Consider the following 21,975-nt stretch of genomic DNA (forward strand, 5'->3'; position numbering starts at 1 on the left):
GCGCCGCAAGCAAGCTGAGGCATCGCTTACCCGGGCGCGGCGCGGTCAGCACGGGAGCCGAGCGGGGCGCGCGGTGACTCCGGACCCGGTCCGTGCTGCCGCGTGCCGGCCCCCGTGCATCCCGCGTCCGCGATCCGGTCAGCGCAGCGCGGACACGCGGGCGGCGACCTCGCGGAGATCGCGCACGCGCCGCTCGTACCGCGCGGCGACCGCGATGAGCACGACGCCGCCGATCCCGGCCCACGCCCACCACGGGACGGTCGCCGAGGCGTCGCGGATCCACGGCCAGAGCTGTGCGACGGCGTGCACCAGGAGAACCGCGGACCCGATGAGGAACGGCGCGCGGAGGCGTCGGGAAGCTCCGACGAGGAGCGTGGCCAGGGCGACGGCGCCGAGACCGACGATGCGCCACGCCGGGCTCGGGCCGAGGTCGGCGAGGAGCGGTGGCACGAGGAGGACGAGGAGCCCGGGGGACAGGTGCCGCATGCTGCCCGCTCGGGCGTCGTGCGACAGCCGGCGTGCGCCGACCACCAGCAGCGCGAGGGCCACGGGAACGGCGACCCACTCGACCGGATCCGCCGCACCCGTCGCCGCGAGGACGCCGGACGCCAGCACCGCGGCGACCAGGGCGGTCACCGCGATCCCGACGTCGCGGAGCGCGTGCGAGGACGACGCGGCCTCCGCGGGCAGCGCGTCGGAGCCGGTCCGCCGATCGTCGTCCTCGCGTGCCGGGCGTGGACGGGTGTCCGCAGCCGCGACGTGCAGCAGGCCGAGCAGGGCCACGAGGACGGCGGACCTGACCGTCGTGCCGGCGAGGACGGCCTCGTGCGCGATGACGATGGCGGCGGTGCCGACCCCGGCGGTGGCGAGGACGGACACGAGGGCCAGGGCGCGGGGAGTCGCGGCCTCCAGCGCCGCGAGCGCGGACCTCGGGCGGGCGTCGCCCGGTACGTCGGGCGACGCCGTCGCGTGCCCCGTCGTCTGCCCGTGCAGCGCGACGGCGAGGACCAGCACGATCCCGGCCGCGAGCGACCACAGGTCCGTGCGGCCGATGGTCGGCGGGAGTCCCTGGACCAGCTGCGCGAGCGGTCGGCCGTAGCCGACGAGGAGCACGGCGAGCGCCGCCGGACCGGCCGTCGCGAGGAGGAGCGCTCGCGGATCCGTGGCCGTCGCGCCGGAGGTGACCCCGGGCGCGACGGGGAGTCGGCCGAGGGACGCGGCGACGAGGATGAGGCCGACCCCGCCGACCCCGCCGAGGACGAGCGCCCGCACGGGATCGCCGCCCCAGGAGGCCACCGCGGTCGGGACGACGGCGAGGAGCAGCGCCGCGAGCACGAGCGGCGCCCCGCTCGCCCGCCGGCGCTCCGGGCGCCGGGCGAGCCGCAGACGGGCGGGGAGTCCGAGCTCGAGGGCGGCGGCCACGAGCAGCAGCACCCCGGCGAGCGGCAGGACGTAGGGCTCGACCGCCTCGACGGCACCGCGCCCCAGCGCGACCCACAGCGCGGCCGCTCCGAGCGCGAGCGCGACCCAGCCCATCCGCCGACGTGCCGCGGACCGCGGGTCGAGCGCGACGAGGACCACGGCGGTGGCGGACAGCAGGAGCGCCGACGGGAGGCCCCGCGCGTCCGTGGCGCCCGCCGTCGCGACGGTGATCGCCGTCAGGAGTCCGACGGCGACATCGGCCGCCGCGTGCGAGAGCGAGGGCGTGCCGTCCGTCGCCGCGGTGTGTCGGCGGAGTCGCTCCGCGGCGCCCAGGGCCGCCACCAGCACCGCCACGACGGCGGGGACGGCGAGCGCGCCCGCATCCGAGACGGGCGAGGCGCCGCGCAAGGCGGACAGGGCGACGACGACGACCGCGACGTGCGCGACGGCGGCCACCAGGTCGAGCGTGCGCCGATGCGACGAGCGGAGCGCGAGCAGCAGACCCGTGAGCGACACGAGGAGCACGGCGGCGACGAGCGGCCGCACCACGCCCTGCCCGGGCCGGACCGACAGGACGAGCACCAGGGCGGTCAGCACGGGGACGGCGGCCAGGGCCGTGCCGGCGACCCGCGTGTCCGCGGAGTCCCGGGCGGCGCGGAGCACCAGGACGCCGGTGGCGCCGAGGAGGAGCGCCGTGACGAGGAGCTGCACGTCCACGGCGGGAGTCCGGTCGGCGTACCCGGCCGTGAGCCGGAGCGCGCGGGTGGCCCCGACGGCCAGCAGCCCGAGCCCGCCGCCTGCGACCGTGGCCCGGAGGAGCGGTCGCACGGGTCCGGGGGCGCGGCGCATCAGAGCGGCGGGCACCAGGGCGAGGACGGCCAGCACCACGGTCAGCGCCAGCGGGCGGACCACGTCGTCCGCCCGTCCCGCGGGGGCGAGCGGGAGCGCGGCCGTGAGGATTCCCGCGAGCACGAGCGCCGACACGCCCCGGCGCACGCGGGGCCCGCCGCCCTCGCCCTCGTGCGCGTCGACGCGGAGGGCCGCCCGGTGGACCAGGGCCGCGACCAGGAGCAGGGTCCCGGCGACGGGCAGCACGTACGCCTCGGGCAGTCGGACCTCCCCTGCGAGCAGCCGCGCCCACAGCGCCGCGATCCCGATGCCGAACGCGGTCCACGCCCACGCGCGACGCACGCTCCGGGACAGGAGCAGGCCGTCCGCGGCGGACGCCAGGACGAGCGCGGTCACGGCCAGGATCAGCAGCGGGATCCACAGCCGGTCGTGCGTGCCGTCGACGGCACGACCCGCGACCGCGACGAGCAGGCCGACGGCGCCCACGGCGCCCGCACCGGCATCCAGCGCGACGCGGAGGGCCGCCGACGTGCGCAGGTAGGCGAACCGGCCCAGCAGGGCGACTGCCAGGGCGACGGCCGCGGGGACCGCTCCCGGCACGTCGCCGCGAGAGGGCACGAGCGCGGCGATCGTGACCACGGCCGCCAGGAGCACGGGCGCGAGCAGCACGGCGGTCGCCAGCCGCCATCCGCGCTCGGGAGCCGGGGACCCGATCGGCGCCGGACTTATCGCGGATGTCATGCGTCCGGTGGGCGCCGGCCCCCCGGGGTCGACGGCACGGTGGGCGACCGACGGGCCGGAGGACATGGACGGCGGCGCGGAGTGCAGGGGAGAGGACGCCACGGGCGCGGGCAGCGGGCGCCGGGCCCGCCCGCCGACCGTCCAGGACGCGAGCGCGGCGACGAGGAGCACCTGGGCGACGATCGGCCAGACGGGGGCCGCGGTGAGGCTGCCGCCCGCGTGCTCCGCGCCGCTCACCGACACCAGCACGGAGGCGAGGAGCGCGGGGAGGAGCGCCGTGGCCAGCGCGGCCCGCCGCCGGACACCCGGCGCGCTCCGGAGGATGCCCGCACCGAGCAGCAGGAGGCCGGCCGCCGCGAGCACGAGGACCGCGGGATCGGCGACCGGGCCGAGGTCGGCGGAGGCCGGAGCAGGGCCGATGGTGCCGGCGTCGCGCAGCGAAGGCGCCAGGGCGGCCACGGACAGCAGCGTGACGAGCACGGCGGTCACCGTCGAGAGGCGACGCACGCCGTCGGTGCGCGCGGCGCGAGAGGAGGCGACCAGCAGGGCCAGCAGGACGGGGGTCGCCGACCACCAGGTGGGCGCGCTGCCCCATGAGGCGAGCCAGCCCATCGAGCCCGCGGCGATCCCGAGCGCGGTCAGCGGCGCCGTGCGCGGATCCAGGGGGCGCGGTCGCCCGGCGGGGACGGGGGCGTCGAGGGCTTCCGCGTCGGGAGCGGTGGTGGCCGACACGGCCGTACGTCCGACCCGGAAGCGCAACACGGAGGCGGCGACGGCCACCGCGACGTACGCGGCGACCACGGCGGCGAGCGGGCCGAGCGCCGGTACGGCGGCGACGACCACGCACGCGCCGGCCCACGCGAGCGGCCCCCGACGTGCGGCCGTCCGGGGACCCACCGCGGACGCGGCCACCGCCAGCAGCCAGACGAGCACGAGGCCCAGGGACGCGGCACGCGCGTCCTGCGCCAGGGCGAGGATCCCGCTGTCCCTCCCGAGGTCGAGCACGGGATCGCCCCCGGGGCCGAGCGCCCACGGGGGGAGCCCGGCGATCGCCGCTCCGGCGACTCCACCCGCCGCGGAGAGCGCCACGGGGAGCGCCGCGACGATGGCCACGACGCCCGCCGCCGCGCGGGCGACCCGCGTGGTCCCCGCGAGGCGAGGCGCCGCGATCCGCCGGGCTGCCACGTCGAGCACGGCGACGACGAGCGCGGCGGCGGCCACCTGCCCGCAGAGCGTGAGGAGGACGGGGCCGCCGGTGACCGCGGTCATGGGGACGGCCAGTGCCGCGCTCGTCCCCGCGACCGCGGCGGCGAGGACGCGGAGCGGATGCGCGCCGGCCGCCTCGGCCGCCTCGGTCGTCTCGACCACCGCAGCCTCCGGGGTCGGCTCCTGCGGATCCGTCGCGGACGGCGTGCGCGACGGCGACGACGAGAGGATCCAGGCATGGGCCCCCGCCGCCGCGGCCGCGACCAGGAGCGGGAGCGCAGGGACGGCGTCCCGATCGGCGGCGCTGGCTGCGCCGGCGACGAGCGCGAACGCGGCGGAGGCCACTCCGGTGATCCGCAGCACGAGCCGCTCGAGGCCGTCGGGGGCCACGAGGGGGCGGACTCGCGGCATGGCGTGCAGGAGCGCGACGGCGGAGGCCGCCGCGAGCGCGAACGCGGTGCGCGTGCCGGCGTCCAGGGCGGGCACCGCCGCGACCAGCAGTCCCGCGGCGACGGGCAGACCCGCCCAGGCGGCGAGGCCCGCGGACCGCACGCGGATGACCGGTCGCGACGCGAGGAGGACGGCGGACGCGAGGAGGGTCCCGACGCCGAAGTACGCGAACGGCTCCGCGGATCCCGCGCCGCCCAGGTCGTAGGCGCGCACCGCCCACACATCGAGGTGGAGGAGGACGACGCCCACGACGCCCACGGCCTCCGCCGTGCCGATGAGCCTCCGCCGGGACAGGATCGCCGACGCGACGAACGCGGCGAGCGTCACGCCGCCCGTGATGGCCGCGCGCACCAGGAGCCCGTAGGTGACGAAGGCGTAGACGACGTAGAAGACGGCGGCGACGGAGAGCAGCACCACGCCGATGCTCAGCATCACGACGGGGACGCTGAGCCGGCGACGAGGGGGATCGCTCGGCAGGGGCCGCTCCGGTGCGGCGGGCACGGCCGCGGCGGTGGGCGCGGCCGCGGGGACGCGCGGCACCGCCGACGGAGTGGTCGAGCGCCATGCGGGGGGAGCGAGGCCGGCGGGCGTCGCCCCCGCAACGGCGGGCCGGGGCGGGGGCGACGCCGCTGGCGCTTCCGCCGGCGCTGCGGCAGGTGATGCCGCCGCTCCCGTCGAGGCGACCGAGGCCGTCGAGGCCGCCGACGCCGTCACGGCGAGCCGGGCGGCGGCCCATCCCCGCATCGAGCCGAGGAGCCGATCGCGGTCCTGGGCGAGGCGCACGATGCCCTGCGACGCGGCCAGCACGTCGGCGGCCTCGGGTGCGCGCACGTCGAGCCCGCATCGCGCGCAGACGAGGGCGCCGAGCGGGGCGAAGCACGCGGGGCAGAGGTCGGTGCGGACGAGGTGCTCCGGGCTGGCCGGCCATGACCGATCCGTCCACCGCGCCGCGCCCGCGTCCTCCGTGACCATGCCGCCCCCTCGCTCCGACGGCGATCCGCCCCGGCCGCCGCTCAGGACGCTATCGGCAAGCCGGTCGCCGAGGGGCCGTGCGACCCCGAACGGGGGCCGCCCGCGCACCGGGGACCTGGGGAGGAGGGGGCGGACGGCGACGAGCGACGCCGCGGACGCAGAGGTCGGAGACGACGAGACGGGCGACGCCGGGCAGGGCGCAGGAGAGGGGATGACGGGAATCGAACCCGCGTGATCAGTTTGGAAGACTGAGGCTCTACCATTGAGCTACATCCCCGCGATGCCGGCACCACCGCCCCCGAGGGGCCGTGCGCCGGATGCGCGGGATCCAGCGTAGCGCAGCCTCCCGCCGCCGGTGACCAGCGCCCGGCACGAGTCGGATAGGCTGTGCCACGGTCGGATCGGCTTCCGCGCGCCTGCACGTCGAGGCGCACGGCGCCCGCCTCGGCCGAGGGAATGCGTGGCAGCCGGGGCGTAGCGTAGTGGCTAGCGCGTCCGCTTTGGGAGCGGAAGACCGCAGGTTCGAGTCCTGTCGCCCCGACCACATCCCCGATGACGAAATGCCGTCTCAGCCGAGGCGCGTACCGCGATTACAGGAGAACTCCACACGTGAAGACCACGGTCGAAAAGCTGAGCCCCACGCGCGTCAAGCTCGCGATCTCTGCGACCCCCGAAGACCTGAAGCCGCACATCGACCACGCATACGGCCACATCGCCGAGCAGGTCAACATCCCCGGCTTCCGCAAGGGCAAGGTGCCGCCCGCCATCATCGACCAGCGCGTCGGCCGCGAGGCCGTGCTGGAGCACGCCGTCAACGACGGCATGGACGGCTTCTACCAGGCCGCCGTGAAGGAGACGGACATCCGCCCCCTCGGCCGCCCCGAGGCGGACGTCAAGGAGTGGCCCGGCAAGGACCTCACCGGCGAGCTGCTCCTCGAGATCGAGGTCGACGTCCGCCCCGAGTTCGAGCTGCCCGCCTACGAGGGCCTCGAGCTCACGGTGGACTCCGTCGAGGTCACCGACGACGAGGTCGGCACCGAGCTCGACAGCCTGCGCAGCCGCTTCGGCACGCTGATCACGGTCGACCGCCCCGCGAAGACGGGCGACTTCGTCCAGATCGACCTCACCGCCACCATCGCCGGCAACGCCGTCGACACCGCGAGCGGCATCTCCTACGAGCTCGGCTCGGGCGACCTCATCGACGGCATCGACGAGGCCCTCGAGTCCCTCACCGCCGGCGAGAGCACGACCTTCGAGTCGAAGCTGCTCGGCGGCGACAACGAGGGCGAGACCGCGGAGATCGCCGTGACCGTCCAGTCCGTCAAGGAGCGCGAGCTGCCCGAGGCCGACGACGACTTCGCGCAGATCGCCAGCGAGTTCGACACCATCGACGAGCTGCGCGCGGACCTCAAGGTCCAGGTCGGCAAGTCCAAGGTCTTCGGCCAGGTCACCCAGGCCCGCGACCAGATCGTCGACAAGCTCCTCGAGGGCGTCGAGATCCCCGTCCCCGAGAAGCTCGTCGAGGACGAGGTGCACCGCCACCTCGAGAACGAGAACCGCCTCGAGGACGACGTGCACCGCGCCGAGGTCAAGGAGTCCAGCGAGAAGGCGTTCCGCCAGCAGCTGCTCCTCGACGTCATCGCCGAGAAGGAGGAGCTGAAGGTCAGCCAGGACGAGCTGACCCAGTACCTCATCCAGGGTGCGCAGCAGTACAACATGGAGCCGAACGAGTTCGTCCAGGTCCTGCAGCAGAACAACCAGATCCCCGCCATGGTCGGCGAGGTCGCGCGCAACAAGGCCCTCGCGGTCGTGCTCGACAAGGCCAAGGTCGTGGACGCGGACGGCAAGGTCGTCGACGTCACCGAGTTCACGCAGCCCGTCGTGCGCGACGCCGACGCCGACGCCGTCGTCGAGGAGCCCGCGGACGCGGACGCCGAGGCCGTCGTCGCCGACGCTCCCGCGGAGGAGGAGGCCGCGGCCCCCGCGGCCGAGGAGGCGCCCGCCGAGAAGCCGAAGAAGAAGGCGCCGGCGAAGAAGAAGGCCGCCGAGAAGGCCGCCGACTCCGAGTAGTCGCATCCGCGGGACGCCCAGGGCGTCCCGCACCACGAGGGCCCGGGGAGCGCATGCTCCCCGGGCCCTCGTGCGTCCGGGGACCGCAGCGCTCCGCCCGCGGCGGCTGTGCGCTCCGCCCGCGGCGGCTGTGCGCTCCGCCCGAGGCGGCTGTGCGCTCCGCCCGCGGCGAACACGGCGATCGGGGCGATGCCGCTCCGATAGATTCATGACTCGAAGCGACGAATGAATGGGAGCTCGAACAATGGCCGAACCGACACTGGTACCCGGTGTTTTTGACCGACTGCTGAAGGACCGCATCATCTGGCTCGGATCCGAGGTCCGCGACGACAACGCGAACGAGATCTGCGCGAAGATCCTGCTGCTGGCGGCGGAGGATTCCGAGAAGGACATCTTCCTGTACATCAACTCGCCCGGCGGTTCCATCACCGCAGGAATGGCCATCTACGACACCATGCAGTTCGTCCCCAACGACATCGTCACGGTCGGCATCGGCATGGCCGCGTCCATGGGTCAGCTGCTCCTCACGAGCGGCACCAAGGGCAAGCGCTACATCACGCCGAACGCGCGCGTCCTGCTGCACCAGCCCCATGGCGGCTTCGGCGGCACGTCGAGCGACATCCAGACGCAGGCCCAGCTCATCCTCTCGATGAAGCAGCGCCTCGCCGAGATCACCGCGGGCCAGACCGGCAAGACGGCCGAGCAGATCAACGAGGACGGCGACCGCGACCGCTGGTTCACCGCCCAGGAGGCCCTCGAGTACGGCTTCGTCGACCACATCCGCGAGTCGGCGACCGACGTCGTCGGCGGCGGCGGCACCGAGACCTCCTAGAGCCCGCGACAGAGAAGACAGGTAAGAGAAGAGAACATGGAACTCCCCACCTTCGGCGGCGCCCGCGGCGCCGGCTCCACCGCCACGAGCCCGTCGTCGCGGTACATCCTCCCCAGCTTCGAGGAGCGCACTGCCTACGGCTACAAGCGCCAGGACCCGTACGCGAAGCTCTTCGAGGACCGCATCATCTTCCTCGGCGTGCAGGTCGACGACGCGTCCGCGGACGACGTCATGGCCCAGCTGCTCGTGCTCGAGTCGATGGACCCCGACCGCGACATCGTGATGTACATCAACTCGCCCGGCGGCTCCTTCACGGCCATGACGGCGATCTACGACACGATGCAGTACGTGTCGCCGCAGATCCAGACGGTCTGCCTCGGCCAGGCGGCCTCCGCGGCCGCCGTGCTGCTCGCGGGCGGCGCGCCCGGGAAGCGCCTCGCGCTCCCCAACGCGCGGGTGCTCATCCACCAGCCCGCCACGGGCGAGTCGAGCGGCGGGCAGGCGTCCGACATCGAGATCCAGGCCGCGGAGATCATGCGCATGCGCTCCTGGCTCGAGGACACGCTCGCGAGCCACACCAACCGCGACCGCGAGCAGATCAACCGCGACATCGAGCGCGACAAGATCCTCGGCGCGAACGAGGCGCTCGAGTACGGGCTCATCGACCAGGTGCTCACCTCGCGCAAGAACCTGACGGCGGCGCTCCCCGCCCGCTAGGCCCGCACGGACGAGAGGGGCGGTCGGCATCAGCCGACCGCCCCTCTCCGCGCGTCCGGACGCGTCAGGCCGCCGGCTCCTCGATCTCCCCGCGCTCGATGGCCTCGCGCTCGAGCTCCCGGACGATGGGCAGGATCCGCGTGCCGAAGTCCTCGATGTCCTCGAGGTAGTGCAGGAAGCCGAGCAGCAGCAGGTCCACCCCGCGCTTGCGGTACTCCACCATGCGCCGCGCGATCTGCTCCGGGGTGCCGATGAGGCCCGTCCGGAACCCGTCGTTGTACTGGACGAGGTCGCGGAACGTGGAGTCGGACCACATGCCCTTGCCGTCCCCGGTGGACGCGCCCGCCTGCTTCACCGCCTGGCGGAAGCCCTCGACCGCGTCGGGGTTCGCCTTGGCGATGATCTCCTCCAGCACGTCCTGGGCCTCGCGCTCGGTGTCGCGCGCGATGACGAAGCCGTTCAGCCCGAACCGCACGCGGTCCGTGCGGCCGGCAGCACGGGCGGAGGCGAGCACGTCGTCGCGCTGCTCCTCGAAGCCCGCGAAGTCCTTGCCGTTCGAGAAGTACCAGTCCGTCACCCGTCCGCCCATCTCCCGGGCGTCGGTGCTGTTGCCGCCCATGAAGATCTCGGGGTGCGCGCGTCCCGGGACGGCGACGGGCGGCGGCTTGAGCGTGAAGTCGTGGATCCGGTAGAAGTCGCCGAGGTGCGTGAAGTCCTGCTCCGTCCAGAGCCCGCGCAGCACGCGGATGAACTCCTCGGTGCGGCGGTAGCGCTCCCCGTGCTCCAGCCACGGCTCGCCGAACCCGACGAACTCGTCCTTGAGCCAGCCCGACACGACGTTCACCGCGGCGCGGCCGTGCGACATGTGGTCGGCCGTGATGATCCACTTCGCGAGCACGCCCGGGTGCCAGAGGCCGGGGTGCACGGCGGCGATGACCTTGAGGCGCTCGGTCGCGAGCAGGAGGCCGAGGGAGAACGACGTCGACTCGTGCTGCTGGTCGGCGCCGTAGGAGGCGGCGTACCGCACCTGGCTCAGCGCGTAGTCGAATCCGCTGCGCTCGGCGAGCTGCGCGACGCGGACGTTGAAGTCGAAGTCGAAGTGGGTGCGCTGCTCGATGTCGCTCGTCACGAGGCCGCCCGAGACGTTCGGGACCCAGTAGGCGAAGGACAGCGCGTCGGGGGATGCGGGGGCGGTGTCATCGGTCATGCGGACATGGTGGGTGCGGACGCCGCCGCGCACCTGGACTGTTGCGCCGTGTGACGACTACCACGCGACGGGCCGTGCTCCCAGGGGTCCGGGCCATGTCCGATGCACGGGTTAGGCTCGTGGCACACCGCACGACTTCCGGGGAGGCATTCATGGCACGCATCGGCGAGAGCGCGGATCTGCTCAAGTGCTCCTTCTGCGGGAAGAGCCAGAAGCAGGTCCAGCAGCTGATCGCGGGACCGGGCGTCTACATCTGCGACGAGTGCGTGGAGCTCTGCAACGAGATCATCGAGGAGCGCCTGGCCGAGGCCAGCGAGGAGACCACGGGCGAGTTCGACCTCCCCAAGCCGAAGGAGATCTTCGGCTTCCTCGACGAGTACGTCATCGGGCAGGAGGCCGCCAAGCGCGCGCTGTCCGTCGCGGTCTACAACCACTACAAGCGCGTCCGCGCCGTCGGCACCATCGGCCCGGCTGAGACGGTGGGCGACGAGATCGAGATCGCCAAGAGCAACATCCTCCTCATCGGGCCCACCGGCTGCGGCAAGACCTACCTCGCGCAGACGCTGGCGAAGCGGCTCAACGTGCCGTTCGCCGTCGCGGACGCGACCGCCCTCACCGAGGCGGGCTACGTGGGCGAGGACGTGGAGAACATCCTCCTCAAGCTCATCCAGGCGGCCGACTACGACGTGAAGCGCGCCGAGACCGGCATCATCTACATCGACGAGGTCGACAAGATCGCGCGCAAGGCCGAGAACCCGAGCATCACGCGCGACGTGTCGGGCGAGGGCGTGCAGCAGGCGCTGCTGAAGATCCTCGAGGGCACCGTGGCCTCGGTGCCGCCGCAGGGCGGGCGGAAGCACCCGCACCAGGAGTTCATCCAGGTCGACACGACCAACGTGCTGTTCATCGTGGCCGGCGCGTTCGCCGGGCTCGAGGACATCATCAGCCAGCGCGCGGGCAAGAAGGGCATCGGCTTCGGCGCCCCGCTGCACCGCAAGGACGTGAACGCCGACGTGTTCGGCGAGGTGCTCCCGGAGGACCTGCACAAGTTCGGGCTCATCCCCGAGTTCATCGGGCGCCTGCCCGTGGTCACGACGGTCACGCAGCTGGACCAGCGCGCGCTCATGGAGATCCTCACCAAGCCCCGCAACGCGCTCGTGCGCCAGTACCAGCGCATGTTCGAGCTCGACGGCGTGGAGCTGGAGTTCGAGCAGGGCGCCCTGGAGTCCATCGCCGACCTCGCCGTCCTGCGGCAGACGGGCGCCCGCGGGCTCCGGGCCATCCTCGAGGAGGTGCTCGGGCCGATCATGTTCGACATCCCCTCGGACGACGAGGTGGGCCGCGTGGTCATCACCCGCGAGTCCGTCGTGCAGAACGCCGCGCCCACGATCGTGCCGCGCGCCTCGATGCTCCGTGCGGAGAAGTCCGCCTGATCCGCGGGGCCGCGTGCGGCCCGGACGACGAGAGCGCCGCACCCCGCGCGGGGTGCGGCGCTCTCGTCATGCCGGGAGGTGGATCAGTCGGCGAGACCGCGGCGCTCGAGGAGCGGCTCGATCACGGCGTCGCGGCCGCGGAAGTCGCGGTACGCCTCCAGCGGGTCCTTCGATCCGCCGACGCCGAGCAGGCGCGCGCGGAACCGGTCGCCGTTCGCGCGCGTGAGGCCGCCGTTCTCGTGGAACCACTCGACGGTGTCGGCGTCGAGGACCTCGCTCCAGATGTAGGAGTAGTAGCCGGCGTCGTAGCCGCCCGCGAAGGTGTGCTGGAAGTAGCTCGACGCGTAGCGGGGGAGGACGGCCGGCACGTCGAGGCCGACGGAGGCGAGGGCCTCGGCCTGGAAGGCGTCCACGTCCTCGACGACGTCGTCGACGCCGATCCGGTGCCACGCCTGGTCGAGGAGCGCGGCGCCCAGGTACTCGCTCGTGAGGAAGCCCTCGTTGAAGGCGCTCGACGCCTGCACGGCGGCGACCAGCTCGTCCGGCATCCGCTCCCCGGTCTCGTGGTGCACGGCGTAGGAGGCGAGGATCTCCGGCCACAGCATCCACATCTCGTTCACCTGGCTCGGGAACTCGACGAAGTCGCGGAACACGTTGGTGCCGGCGAAGCGCGGGTAGGTCACGCGGGCGAAGAGGCCGTGCAGGGCGTGGCCGAACTCGTGGAAGAGCGTGTTCGTCTCGTCGTAGCTGAGGAGGGTCGGCTGTCCCGCGGGCGGCTTCGGCACGTTGAGGTTGTTGAGGACGACCGTGGGCGTGTCGAGGAGGTCGCTCTGCGAGATGAGCGGGTTCATCCACGCGCCGCCGCGCTTCGAGTCGCGCGTGTGGAGGTCGAGGACGTAGAGGCCGACGGGGGAGCCGTCCTCGTCGCGGACCTCGAAGACGCGGGCGTCCGGGTGGTAGGACACGATGTCCGGGCGCTCCGAGAAGGTGACGCCGTACAGGAGGGTCGCGGCGCGGAATACGCCGTCCTGGAGGACGCGCTCCGACTCGAGGTACGGGCGCATGCGCTCGGTGTCGACGTCGTAGCGCTCCGTGCGCACCTTCTCGCTGTAGAACGCCCAGTCCCAGGCCGCCAGCTCGAACGTCGGCTCGCCGCGCTCCTCCTGGGTCCGGTCGATGACGCGCTGCAGCTCCACGGCCTCCGCGCGGGCGTTGCGGGCGGCGGCGGGTGCGAGGCGGCCCAGCATGTCGGCGATGGCCTCGGGCGTGCGCGCCGTCTGGTCCGCGGTGACCGCGGCCGCGTGGCTCGGGAAGCCGAGGAGGGCGGCGCGCTCGGCGCGGAGCCGCGTGATCTCGAGCACGAGCGGGCGGTTGTCGTGCGCGTTCCCGCGGGCGCCGCGGGCGAGCGACGCCTCCATGATCCGCTGGCGCAGCCCGCGGTCGGTGAGCTGCGACAGGTACGGGTGCCCGGTCGGGAGCACCAGCGTGATGAGGTGCTTTCCCTCCAGCCCGCGGTCGGCGGCGGCCTGCGCGGCGGCCGCGACGGCGCCCGCCCCCAGCCCGTCGAGCTCGGCCGGGTCGTCCACGACCACGGCGAGGTCGTTCGTGTCCTCCAGCAGGTTCGACTCGAAGCGCGTCGTGAGCGTGGAGAGGCGGCGGTTGAGGTCGCGCAGGCGGTCCTTCGCGTCGTCGTCGAGGCCGGCGCCCGCGACCGTGAACTCGGCGAGGTACCGCTCGACGAGGTAGACGGACTCGGCGTCGAGGCCCGAGTCGTGGCGGGCGTCGTGCACCGCGCTGATCCGGGCGTAGAGGGCGGAGTCGAGGCGGATCGCGTCCTCGTGCGCGGCGAGCTCCGGCGCGATCTCCGCGTCGAGCTCGCGGGTGAAGGGGGAGCTGTCGGCCGACGAGAGCGTGAAGAAGACGTGGCCGACGCGGTCGAGGACGCGGCCGGAGCGCTCCAGCGCGACGAGGGTGTTCTCGAACGTGGGCGGCTCCGTCGACCCCGCGATGGCGCGCACCTCCGCGAGGTGCTCGGCGATGCCGGCCTGGAACGCGGGGCGGAAGTGCTCCTCGCGGATGTCGGCGAACGGGGGCATGCCGTAGGGGAGCGAGCTCGGCTCGAGGAAGGGGGTCGGGGACGTCGTCATACGGCGAGCCTAGGCCGGGCGCCGACCTAGGCTCGGAGGGTGAACAGCGAGCGATACACCCACGGCCACCACGAGAGCGTCCTCCGCGTGCACAGCGCGCGGACCGTCCGGAACTCCGCCGCCTACCTGGAACCGCACCTGCGGCCGGGCCTCGACGTGCTGGACGTGGGGAGCGGCCCCGGCACCATCACGGTGGAGCTCGCCGACGCCGTGGGGCCCGGCCGCGTCGTAGGGCTCGACATGTCGGAGGACGTCGTGCGGCAGGCGTCCGAGCTGGCCGCGGCCCGCGGCACCGCGAACGTCGAGTTCGTCACGGGATCCGTGTACGAGCTGCCCTACGCCGACGCCTCCTTCGACGTCGTGCACGCCCACCAGGTGCTCCAGCACGTCGGCGACCCCGTGCGCGCCCTGGCGGAGATGCGCCGCGTCACGCGTCCCGGCGGGCTGGTCGCGGCCCGGGACGTCATCTACTCGAAGGTCGCGCTCTTCCCGGAGACCGACGGCCTGCGCAGGTGGGCCGACGTCTACCTGCCGGTGCACCGCGCGAACGGCGGGGAGCCCGACGCCGGATCCCGCCTCAAGGCGTGGGCGCGGGAGGCCGGCTTCACCGACATCGCGTCGAGCGCGTCCGTCTGGTGCTTCTCGTCCGACGACGAGCGCGCGTGGTGGGGCGGCGCCTGGGCCGACCGGGCGGTCGCCTCGTCGTTCGCCGGCCAGGCGCTCGAGGGCGGCTTCGCGAGCGACGACGACCTGCAGGAGATCCGGGCCGGGTGGCAGGACTGGGCGGTCGACGCGGACGGGTTCCTCGCGATGCCGCACGGGGAGATCCTCGCGCGACGCTGACGCCGACGGGCCCGGCACCCCGCACGCGACGGACGCGCCGGCCCGAGGGCCGGCGCGTCCGTCGTGGAGCGGGTCGTGCGGGACCCGTCAGTCGTCGAAGGGGTCGTCCGTCGACTCGCCGGGGATCGTGATGGTCGCCGCGTCCTCGGCCGGGTCGTAGCGGATCACGGTGCCGTCGTCGAGCTCGACGACGGGCTTCCGCTCGAGCCAGGTGAGGGTCCAGCGCCACTGGGAGGTGTCGGTGGCGAGGTCGACGATGTCCTTCTCGACGGTCTTCACCGCGAGGAGGACGACCTCGGGCAGCTCCGCGGGGGCGGTGCCGCCGATGGGCCAGCGCGTGCCGAGCTGCATCAGACGTCCTGCTCGTAGGTGACCCACGTGGTGCGCCGGGCGACCCGGTCGTAGAGGCGCTGCGCGTCGGCGTTGTCCTCCGCGGTGATCCAGCGCAGCATCGTCGCGCCCTCGCGGCGGGCGACGTCGGCGACCGCGGCCAGCAGCTGCTCGCCCACGCCCTGGCGACGCGACACCTCGCGCACGTACAGGTCGTCGACCAGGAGGCCGTCGGTGCCGCGGGCGAGGCGCGCGAAGCGGTGGGAGTGCGCCAGGCCGACGAGGGCGCCCTCGTGCGCGTCGTCGACCGCGACGAGAGCCGTGCTCGCGTGCGCGTCGTCGATGAGGTGGCTCCAGGCCAGCACCGCGGCGTCGTCGGTCAGCTCGGTGCCGTAGAACGCCGCGTACTCGGCGAACAGGTCGAACCAGGGGAAGAAGTCGCCGTCGCGGACGGGGCGGATCGAGATGGTCATGCGCGGTTCTCCTCGGGCTCGACGGGTGCGAGCGTGATGCGGGCGACGGCGGGGCCGTCCCCCTCGATGAACGTCAGGTCGGTGATGCGGCCCACGGCGCGCAGGTCGCGGGCGACCAGCTCGAGCGAGCGGATGTCCTCGGCGGACGCGGACACCACCGCCTCGGCGACGGGGGTCTTCTGCGAGGCCTTGGCGTCGGTCTTGGCGCGGCGGATGCCGACGAGCGCCCGGCCGGCGAGGGCCAGCAGGCGCGGGTCGGCGGCTCCGCCGGTGGCCGGCGCGTCCGGGGCGGGCGCGGTCGGCCAGGCGGCGGTGTGGATCGAGCCGTCGTGCGACCAGCTCCACGCCTCCTCGGCCGCGAACGGCACGAAGGGCGCGAACAGTCGCAGCAGCACGTCGAGGGCCTCGCGGAGGGCCGCGACGGCGGATCCCCGGTCGGCCGGGTCGGCGTCAGCGGAGTACGCGCGGTCCTTGACGAGCTCCAGGTAGTCGTCGCAGAAGGTCCAGAAGAAGCTCTCGGTGACCTCGAGCGCGCGGGCGTGGTCGTACTCCTCGAGCGCCGTGGTCGCGGTCTCGACGACCTCGGCCAGGGCGGCGAGCATGCCGACGTCGATGGGGTGCGTGGCACGTGCGCCCTGCGGCGCCTCGAAGGACAGGATGAACTTCGCCGCGTTGAGGACCTTGATCGCGAGCCGGCGGCCGATCTTGATCTGCGTCGGGTTCTGCGGGTCCATCGCGGCGTCGACGCCGAGGCGCGCGGACGCGGCCCAGTAGCGCACCGCATCCGAGCCGAACTGCTCGAGCGTCGCGGCGGGCGTGACGACGTTGCCCTTGGACTTCGACATCTTCTTGCGGTCGGGGTCGAGGATCCAGCCGGAGATCGCCGCGGTCTTCCAGGGGGAGGTGCCGTGCTCGAGCTCGGCCCGGAGGACGGTCGAGAAGAGCCACGTGCGGATGATGTCCTGGCCCTGCGGGCGCATCGAGAACGGGAAGACGAGGTCGAACAGCTCCGGGTCGCGCTCCCAGCCGCCGGCGAGCTGCGGGGTGAGGGACGAGGTGGCCCACGTGTCCATCACGTCGAGCTCGCCCTGGAAGCCGCCGGGCACGCCGCGCTGGTCCTCGGAGTAGCCGGGGGCGGGATCCGACGACGGGTCGACGGGCAGCTGGTCCTCCGACGGCGTGATGGCGCGGTCGAACTCGGGGTTGCCGTCGGCGTCGAGCGGGTACCAGACGGGCAGCGGCACGCCGAAGAAGCGCTGGCGGGAGACGAGCCAGTCGCCGTTGAGGCCGCCGACCCAGTTCTCGTAGCGCACGCGCATGAAGTCGGGGACGAAGCCGATCTCGCGGCCGCGGCCGATGAGACCCTGGCGCAGCTCCTCGTCCCGGCCGCCGTTGCGGATGTACCACTGGCGGGTCGAGACGATCTCGAGGGGCTTGTCGCCCTTCTCGTAGAACTTGACGGGGTGGGTGATCTTGCGGGGCTCGCCGATGAGCTCGCCGGACTCCGTGAGGAGCTCGACCATCGCGGCCTTCGCGGAGAACACCGTCTTGCCGGCGATGGCGGCGTAGGCCTCACGGCCGGCGTCCGACGTGATGGCGGCGGGCGCCTCGGAGACGACCCGGCCGTCGAAGCCGACGATCGCGCGGTTCTCGAGCTGCAGCTCGCGCCACCACACGACGTCGTTGAGGTCGCCGAAGGTGCAGACCATCGCGATGCCGGATCCCTTGTCGGGCTGCGCGAGGTGGTGCGCGAGGACGGGGACCTCGACGCCGAAGACGGGCGTCGTGACGGTCGTGCCGAACAGGCCCTGGTAGCGCTCGTCGTCGGGGTGGGCGACGAGGGCCACGCACGCCGCGAGGAGCTCGGGGCGCGTGGTGTCGATGATGACGTCGTCGCCGCCGGGGCGGTGGAACGCGAGGCGGTGGTACGCGCTCGGCTGCTCGCGGTCCTCGAGCTCGGCCTGCGCGACCGCGGTGCGGAAGGTGACGTCCCACAGCGTGGGCGCGTCGGCCTGGTACGCCTCGCCGCGGACGAGGTTGCGGAGGAACGCACGCTGCGAGGCGACCTGCGCCTCGGCGCCGATGGTGCGGTAGCTCTGGCGCCAGTCGACGCTCAGGCCGAGCGTGCGGAAGAGGTCCTCGAACTGCTTCTCGTCCTCCTCGGTGAGGCGCTCGCACAGCTCGATGAAGTTGCGGCGGGAGATGGGCTGCTGGTCGCCGGGCTTCGACGTGCCGCCGGTCTCCGACGGCCGGTAGTCGGCGTCGTAGGGGAGCGTCGGGTCGCAGCGGACGCCGTAGAAGTTCTGCACACGGCGCTCGGTGGGGAGGCCGTTGTCGTCCCAGCCGAGCGGGTAGAAGACGCTCTCACCGCGCATGCGGCGGTACCGGGCGATCACGTCGGTGTGCGTGTAGCTGAACACGTGGCCGATGTGGAGGGATCCGCTCGCCGTGGGCGGCGGGGTGTCGATGGAGAAGACGGTGCCGGCGGCGGCCTCGTCGCGGCGGAAGTCGTACGTGCCGTCGGCCTGCCAGCGGTCGCCCCACTTGGCCTCGAGGCCCTCGAGGGCCGGCTTGTCGGGGACCCGGGCGACCTGTGCGGCCTGCCCCTCGGCGGTGTCCGGACGTCGTTCGTCTGCCATGCGTGCTCCGGTTCCCTCAGTGTGGACGGCACCGTGTCGATGGTGAGGTGCCTCCTGTGCGGGGTTCACGCTACCGGATGGGGGCGCGACGGCCGGATGCGGGGCCCTCGGGGGACCCGCGCATCCGGCGGCCGGCTATGCGGGGGCGTCCGCGGAGGCGTCCCCGGCGGCCTCGCGGAAGGCGCGGCGCATCGCGTGGACGCGGTCCGTGAGCTCCGCGGGGACGCGGTCGCCGAAGCGGGCGAAGTGGGCGTCCACGGCGTCGAGCTCCTCGAGCCAGAGGGCGGGATCCAGCGCCAGGAGCTCCTCGAGCGCGCCGTCCGCCAGGTCGAGGCCGGCGACGTCGAGGTCCGCGGGCACCGGCAGGCCGCCGACCGGGGACGGGCGGACGGGGACGCGGCCCTCGATCCGGCGCACGATCCACTCGAGCACGCGCGCGTTCTCGCCGAAGCCCGGCCAGAGGAAGGACCCGTCCTCGCCCTTCCGGAACCAGTTGACCTGGAAGACGCGGGGCGCGCCGTCGCCGAGCCCCCGCCCGACCTCGAGCCAGTGGCGCCAGTGGTCCGCCATGTCGTAGCCGCAGAAGGGCTGCATCGCGAAGGGGTCGTGCCGCAGCTCGCCGACCCGTCCCTCGGCCGCCGCGGTCCGCTCCGACGCCATCGTCGCGCCGACGAAGACGCCGTGCTCCCAGCCGTCCGCCTCGGCGACGAGCGGCACGTTCGTGGCGCGGCGGCCGCCGAACAGGATCGCGTCGACGACCACGCCGTCCGGGTCGTCCCAGTCGTCCGCGAGCGACGGGCACTGCTCGATCCCCACCGTGAAGCGCGCGTTCGGATGCGCGGCGGGCGTGCCGGAGGCGGGCGACCACGGCTCGCCGCGCCAGTCGACGAGGCCGGCCGGCGGCCTCGCGGTCATGCCCTCCCACCAGACGTCGCCGTCGGGGCGGAGGGCGACGTTGGTGAAGATCGCGTTGCCCCACACGGTCGACATGGCGACGGGGTTGGTGTCCTCGCCCGTGCCGGGGGCCACGCCGAAGAGGCCGCGCTCGGGGTTGACGGCGCGGAGGCGGCCCGCGGCGTCGGGCCGGAGCCAGGCGATGTCGTCGCCGAGCGTCTCCACCGTCCAGCCGGGGATCGTGGGCGTGAGCATCGCGAGGTTCGTCTTGCCGCACGCCGACGGGAAGGCGGCCGCCACGTGGAAGCGGCGGCCCTCGGGGCTCGTGATCCGGATGAGGAGCATGTGCTCGGCGAGCCAGCCCTCGTCGCGCGCCATGGCGGAGGCGATGCGCAGCGAGAAGCACTTCTTGCCGAGGAGCGCGTTGCCGCCGTAGCCCGAGCCGAACGAGATGATCTCGCGGTCCTCGGGGAAGTGGCAGATGCGCTTGTCGGCGTTGTGCGGCCACGGCACGTCGCGGGTGCGACGTCCGGCGTCGTCGACCAGGGGCGCGCCGAGGCCGTGCAGCGCGCGGACCCAGGCCGTGTCGGGGCCGATGAGGCGGAGCGCGTCGTCGCCCATGCGGGTCATGAGCGCCATGCTCGCTACGACGTAGGGGCTGTCGGTGATCTGCACGCCGAGCTGCGAGATCGCGCCGCCGAGCGGGCCCATGGAGAACGGGACGACGTAGAGCGTGCGGCCGCGCATGGAGCCGGCGAACAGGTCCCGGAGCTCGGCGCGCGTCTCCGCGGGGTCCCGCCAGTTGTTGGTGGGGCCGGCGTCCGCGGGGTCGGCCGAGCAGATGAAGGTGCGGTCCTCGACGCGCGCGACGTCGGCCGGGTCGCTGCGGGCGAGGAAGCTGTGCGGCCGCCACTCCGGGTTCAGCCGGATGAGGGTGCCGTCCTCGACCATGCGGCGCGTGAGGCGGTCGTACTCGGCGACGCTGCCGGTGCACCAGACGACCCGGTCGGGGAGCGTGAGCCGCGCGACCTCGGCGACCCAGTCGGCGACGCGCGGGTCGCGGCAGTGCGCGGGGGCCGCGGCGCCGGGCGGGAGGGGAGCGGCGCCTGCCGCCTGGGCGGCGGCGGGGCGGGCGGCGGGGTCGACGGCGCGCGTGCGGCCGGCGGCGGTGTGCGGGGGTGCGTCCTGGATGGTGGTCATGTCGGTCCGTCCTCGTCGATCGGTCTGTTGTTCCAGCCTGCGACCCGTCAGGATGGGGTTCGGGGATCCGCCGGCGTGAAGAAGCGCCGATGTTCACGGAGAGGTGAAGGAATGGACCAGCTCGTCATCGGCCGCCGCATCCGGCACGCGCGGAAGGGCGCGGGGCTCACGCTCCAGGCGCTGGGGGAGCGGGCGGGGATCCTGCCGAGCCAGCTGAGCATGATCGAGAACGGCCGTCGCGAGACGCGGCTCTCGACCCTCGGGCGGATCGCGGGCGCGCTCGGCGTCGACGTCACGCACCTGCTCGCGGCCGACGCCCCCGACGCCCGGTCCGCGCTCGAGATCGAGCTTGACCGGGCCCAGCGCTCGTCGCTGTACGGGTCGCTCGGCCTCCCCGCGGTGCCCGCGAGCCGCGCGCTGCCGCAGGAGACGCTCGAGGCGCTCGTGGGCCTGCACCGGGAGCTCGCGCGCCGGGCACGCGAGTCCATCGCGACGCCCGAGGAGGCCAGGCGCGCGAACACCGAGCAGCGGCTCATGATGCGCGAGCGCGACAACCACCTCCCCGCGATCGAGGAGCTGGCCGAGCGGATGCTCGCCGACGTCGGCCACCGCAGCGGCGCCCTCTCGCACCGCAGCGTCAGCCGGATGGCGGAGGGGCTCGGCTTCGAGCTCATCTACGTGGACGACCTGCCCCGCTCCACGCGCTCCGTGACCGACATCGGCGAGGGGCGGATCTACCTCCCGCCCGCGTCCATCCCCGGCGGCCACGGCCTCCGCTCGATGGCGCTGCAGGCGATGGCGCACCGCGTGCTCGGCCACGAGGAGCCCGCGAGCTACGCCGACTTCCTGCGGCAGCGGCTGGAGATCAACTACTTCGCGGCCGCGTGCCTCATGCCGCTGACCCAGTCGGTCGCGTTCCTCGCCGAGGCGAAGGCGCGCCGCGACCTCGCGGTGGAGGACTTCCGCGACGCGTTCGGCGTGACGCACGAGGCGGCCGCGCTCCGGCTCACGAACATCAGCACCACGCACCTCGACCTCCGCGTGCACTTCCTCCGGGTCGGCGGGGACGGTGCGGTCTACAAGGCGTACGAGAACGACGGCCTGCCGCTGCCGGTCGACGTCACCGGCGCGGTCGAGGGGCAGCCCGTGTGCCGGGAGTGGGCGGCGCGCGGGGCGTTCGACCGCACCAACCGCACGACGGAGTTCCACCAGTACACGGACACGCCCGCGGGCACGTTCTGGTGCTCGACGCAGACGGGGTCCACGGCCGAGGGCGAGTACTCGATCACGTTCGGCGTGCCGTTCGCGCACGCGAAGTGGTTCCGCGGCCGCGAGACGACGGCCCGGAGCGTCTCGCGCTGCCCGGACGAGTCGTGCTGCCGGCGGGCGGATCCGGAGGACGCGGACCGGTGGCGCGACCGCGCGTGGCCGAGCGCCCGGCTGCACGCGCACATCCTCGCGCCGCTGCCGCGCGGGTCCTTCCCCGGTGTGGACGACCGGGAGCTGTACGCGTTCCTCGACCGGCACGCCGGCGCGTGACGCGGCCCGTC

The 21,975-nt window shown here is 73.9% G+C and carries 13 protein-coding genes and 2 tRNA genes; 7 read left to right on the top strand and 8 right to left on the bottom strand.

Features of this window, described 5'->3' with window-relative positions; genetic code table 11:
* Positions 1-138: 138 nt before the first annotated feature.
* Entirely contained in the window at positions 139-5,640 is a 5,502-nt protein-coding gene (locus tag ACT7CP_RS07235) for an SCO7613 C-terminal domain-containing membrane protein (RefSeq protein ID WP_445443912.1), read from the bottom strand.
* 206 nt (positions 5,641-5,846) lie between these two features.
* Positions 5,847-5,917 (bottom strand) — tRNA-Gly (locus ACT7CP_RS07240).
* A 191-nt stretch (positions 5,918-6,108) separates the two neighbouring features.
* On the opposite strand from ACT7CP_RS07240, the gene ACT7CP_RS07245 reads away from it, so the two are divergent.
* From ACT7CP_RS07245 to ACT7CP_RS07260, 4 genes are all read left to right on the top strand, one after another.
* Positions 6,109-6,184: transfer RNA gene (locus tag ACT7CP_RS07245), tRNA-Pro, on the top strand.
* 65 nt (positions 6,185-6,249) lie between these two features.
* The gene (tig, locus tag ACT7CP_RS07250; RefSeq protein WP_445443913.1) at positions 6,250-7,710 is read left to right on the top strand and encodes a trigger factor; all 1,461 of its coding nucleotides are present in this window, start codon (positions 6,250-6,252) and stop codon (positions 7,708-7,710) included.
* A 244-nt stretch (positions 7,711-7,954) separates the two neighbouring features.
* Positions 7,955-8,542: an ATP-dependent Clp protease proteolytic subunit gene (locus ACT7CP_RS07255; protein WP_012038150.1), complete on the top strand. Its 588-nt coding sequence runs from the start codon at positions 7,955-7,957 to the stop codon at positions 8,540-8,542.
* A gap of 36 nt (positions 8,543-8,578) precedes the next feature.
* Positions 8,579-9,259 (top strand): ATP-dependent Clp protease proteolytic subunit, encoded by a 681-nt coding sequence (locus tag ACT7CP_RS07260; protein ID WP_191148938.1) that lies wholly within the window; start codon positions 8,579-8,581, stop codon positions 9,257-9,259.
* Positions 9,260-9,323: 64 nt separating this feature from the next.
* Here the strand turns inward: ACT7CP_RS07260 and sfnG are convergent, their stop codons facing one another.
* Entirely contained in the window at positions 9,324-10,466 is a 1,143-nt protein-coding gene (gene sfnG / locus ACT7CP_RS07265; RefSeq protein WP_413963169.1) for a dimethylsulfone monooxygenase SfnG, read from the bottom strand.
* A 152-nt stretch (positions 10,467-10,618) separates the two neighbouring features.
* Here sfnG and clpX point away from each other — a divergent pair, with 152 nt between their 5' ends.
* Positions 10,619-11,899, top strand: coding sequence for an ATP-dependent Clp protease ATP-binding subunit ClpX (clpX, locus tag ACT7CP_RS07270; RefSeq protein ID WP_116055230.1), 1,281 nt, complete (start codon positions 10,619-10,621; stop codon positions 11,897-11,899).
* An 83-nt stretch (positions 11,900-11,982) separates the two neighbouring features.
* Here the strand turns inward: clpX and ACT7CP_RS07275 are convergent, their stop codons facing one another.
* Positions 11,983-14,046 (bottom strand): M3 family metallopeptidase, encoded by a 2,064-nt coding sequence (locus ACT7CP_RS07275; RefSeq protein WP_445443914.1) that lies wholly within the window; start codon positions 14,044-14,046, stop codon positions 11,983-11,985.
* A 39-nt stretch (positions 14,047-14,085) separates the two neighbouring features.
* Here ACT7CP_RS07275 and ACT7CP_RS07280 point away from each other — a divergent pair, with 39 nt between their 5' ends.
* Positions 14,086-14,889 carry a methyltransferase domain-containing protein gene (locus ACT7CP_RS07280; protein ID WP_445443915.1) on the top strand — a complete coding sequence of 268 codons (804 nt, stop codon included), beginning with the start codon at positions 14,086-14,088 and terminating at the stop codon, positions 14,887-14,889.
* Positions 14,890-14,976: 87 nt separating this feature from the next.
* Here the strand turns inward: ACT7CP_RS07280 and ACT7CP_RS07285 are convergent, their stop codons facing one another.
* From ACT7CP_RS07285 to ACT7CP_RS07300, 4 genes are all read right to left on the bottom strand, one after another.
* Positions 14,977-15,240: a hypothetical protein gene (locus ACT7CP_RS07285; protein ID WP_445443916.1), complete on the bottom strand. Its 264-nt coding sequence runs from the start codon at positions 15,238-15,240 to the stop codon at positions 14,977-14,979.
* Positions 15,240-15,692 carry a GNAT family N-acetyltransferase gene (locus ACT7CP_RS07290; protein WP_445443917.1) on the bottom strand — a complete coding sequence of 151 codons (453 nt, stop codon included), beginning with the start codon at positions 15,690-15,692 and terminating at the stop codon, positions 15,240-15,242. Before ACT7CP_RS07290 ends, ACT7CP_RS07285 begins: the two co-directional genes overlap by 1 nt.
* Positions 15,689-18,331 carry a valine--tRNA ligase gene (gene valS / locus ACT7CP_RS07295; RefSeq protein WP_445443918.1) on the bottom strand — a complete coding sequence of 881 codons (2,643 nt, stop codon included), beginning with the start codon at positions 18,329-18,331 and terminating at the stop codon, positions 15,689-15,691. Before valS ends, ACT7CP_RS07290 begins: the two co-directional genes overlap by 4 nt.
* Positions 18,332-18,466: 135 nt before the next feature.
* Entirely contained in the window at positions 18,467-20,425 is a 1,959-nt protein-coding gene (locus ACT7CP_RS07300; RefSeq protein WP_445443919.1) for a phosphoenolpyruvate carboxykinase (GTP), read from the bottom strand.
* 111 nt (positions 20,426-20,536) lie between these two features.
* Between ACT7CP_RS07300 and ACT7CP_RS07305 the strand changes: the two genes are divergently transcribed.
* The gene (locus ACT7CP_RS07305; RefSeq protein WP_445443920.1) at positions 20,537-21,964 is read left to right on the top strand and encodes a helix-turn-helix domain-containing protein; all 1,428 of its coding nucleotides are present in this window, start codon (positions 20,537-20,539) and stop codon (positions 21,962-21,964) included.
* The last annotated feature ends 11 nt before the right edge of the window (positions 21,965-21,975 follow it).

It is taken from the genome of Clavibacter rahimiani, from assembly GCF_052654495.1.

What these genes read in the sequence shown, in the direction of transcription:
- sfnG (WP_413963169.1), bottom strand. Translation starts at nt 10,466, where the DNA reads ATGACCGATGACACCGCCCCCGCATCCCCCGACGCGCTGTCCTTCGCC.
- clpX (WP_116055230.1), top strand. Translation starts at nt 10,619, where the DNA reads ATGGCACGCATCGGCGAGAGCGCGGATCTGCTCAAGTGCTCCTTCTGC.
- ACT7CP_RS07255 (WP_012038150.1), top strand. Translation starts at nt 7,955, where the DNA reads ATGGCCGAACCGACACTGGTACCCGGTGTTTTTGACCGACTGCTGAAG.
- ACT7CP_RS07260 (WP_191148938.1), top strand. Translation starts at nt 8,579, where the DNA reads ATGGAACTCCCCACCTTCGGCGGCGCCCGCGGCGCCGGCTCCACCGCC.
- ACT7CP_RS07285 (WP_445443916.1), bottom strand. Translation starts at nt 15,240, where the DNA reads ATGCAGCTCGGCACGCGCTGGCCCATCGGCGGCACCGCCCCCGCGGAG.
- valS (WP_445443918.1), bottom strand. Translation starts at nt 18,331, where the DNA reads ATGGCAGACGAACGACGTCCGGACACCGCCGAGGGGCAGGCCGCACAG.
- ACT7CP_RS07235 (WP_445443912.1), bottom strand. Translation starts at nt 5,640, where the DNA reads ATGGTCACGGAGGACGCGGGCGCGGCGCGGTGGACGGATCGGTCATGG.
- ACT7CP_RS07275 (WP_445443914.1), bottom strand. Translation starts at nt 14,046, where the DNA reads ATGACGACGTCCCCGACCCCCTTCCTCGAGCCGAGCTCGCTCCCCTAC.
- ACT7CP_RS07305 (WP_445443920.1), top strand. Translation starts at nt 20,537, where the DNA reads ATGGACCAGCTCGTCATCGGCCGCCGCATCCGGCACGCGCGGAAGGGC.
- ACT7CP_RS07290 (WP_445443917.1), bottom strand. Translation starts at nt 15,692, where the DNA reads ATGACCATCTCGATCCGCCCCGTCCGCGACGGCGACTTCTTCCCCTGG.
- ACT7CP_RS07300 (WP_445443919.1), bottom strand. Translation starts at nt 20,425, where the DNA reads ATGACCACCATCCAGGACGCACCCCCGCACACCGCCGCCGGCCGCACG.